Source organism: Vibrio sp. YT-15 (genome assembly GCF_033337445.1).
Classification (GTDB): Bacteria; Pseudomonadota; Gammaproteobacteria; order Enterobacterales; family Vibrionaceae; genus Vibrio; species Vibrio alginolyticus.
This window is the reverse complement of record NZ_JAWOQR010000081.1, coordinates 1-1,361: the sequence shown is the minus strand read 5'-3', so window position 1 is coordinate 1,361 and position 1,361 is coordinate 1. Positions and strand designations below refer to the sequence as shown.

General features: G+C 43.4%; 2 protein-coding genes. Both read right to left on the bottom strand.

All coding sequences use genetic code 11. The features are described 5' to 3' along the window. Positions 1–238 precede the first annotated feature (238 nt). Positions 239–475: a hypothetical protein gene (locus R7D93_RS25385; RefSeq protein ID WP_318129566.1), complete on the bottom strand. Its 237-nt coding sequence runs from the start codon at positions 473–475 to the stop codon at positions 239–241. 144 nt (positions 476–619) lie between these two features. After that, entirely contained in the window at positions 620–934 is a 315-nt protein-coding gene (locus tag R7D93_RS25380) for a hypothetical protein (RefSeq protein WP_318129565.1), read from the bottom strand. Positions 935–1,361: the final 427 nt, after the last annotated feature.

Below are 1,361 nucleotides of genomic sequence, written 5' to 3'. Positions count from 1 at the left end.
AAAGAAGAAATTAGCATTACCCGATGAGCAGTGTTGGAGAGTAACTAGTTGCATACAATAAATGTAATCCGTTTCAGTTACTGAGAAATAATGTGTAATTTAATTACTGTTACTAATAAAAATGGTGCTTGCAAAGAAGTTCCACTGGAATATAATCTTTTCAGTAAAAAGCCTATACCCTCACTGGCCACTTTATTAGGTACACCTTGCTAGTACCAGGTTGGACCCCCTTTTTTATTCATGGTGACATAGATTCAACAAGGTGCTGGAAACATTCCTCAGAGATGTTGGTCCATATTGACATGATGACATCACACAGTTGCTGCAGATTTGTCGGCTGCACGTTCATGATGAGAATCTCCCGTTCCACCACATCCCAAAGGTGCTCTATTGGACTGAGATCTGGTGACTGTGGAGGCCATTGGAGTACAGTGAACTCATTGTCATGTTTGAGATGATGTGAGCTTTGTGACATGGTGCGTTATCCTGCTGGAAGTAGCCATCAGAAGATGGGTACACTGTGGTCATAAAGGGATGGACACGCTCAGCAACAATACTCAGGTAGGCTGTGGTGTTTAAACCATGCTCAGTTGGTACTAAGAAAATCTCCCCCACACCATTACACCAGCAGCAGCAGCAGCAGCAGCAGCCTGAAGCGTTGATACAAGGCAGGATCCATACTTCCATCTGAATGTGGTTTTTCCAATCTTCTATTGTCCAGTTTTGGTGAGAAAACCCGTGTGAACTGTAGCCTCAGTTTCCTGTTGTTAGCTGACAGGAGTGGCACCTGGTGTGGTCTTCTGCTGCTGTAGCCCATCTGCTTCAAGGTTGGACGTGTTGTTGGTTCAGAGATGGTCTTCTGCAGACCTTGGTTATAGTGAGTGGTTATTTGAGTTATTGTTGCCTTTCTATCATCTTGAACCAGTCTGGCCATTTTCCTCTGACCTCTGGCATCAACAAGGCATTTTGGCTCACTGGATATTTGCTCTTTTTGGGACCATCCTCTGTAAACCCTAGAGATGGTTGTGCTGAAAATCCCAGTAAATACTCAGACCAGCCCGTCTGGCACCAACAACCATGCCACGTTCAAAGTCACTTCAATCACCTTTCTTCATCATTCTGATGCTCCGTTTGAACTTCAGCAGCTCGTCTTCACCATGTCTACATGCCTGAATGCACTGAGTTGCTGTCACGTGATTGGCTGATCAGCTCTTTGTGTTAACAAGCAGTTGTACAAGTGTACCTATTCCTTTAATTGAAGCGTCTTTGAATCTAGAATGTTTCCTTAGATAACCTTTAAAATGCTTTGATGTTACGATTATCCGTCTTCATAGTTTCCTCCATTTTCCATCAGCAAATAA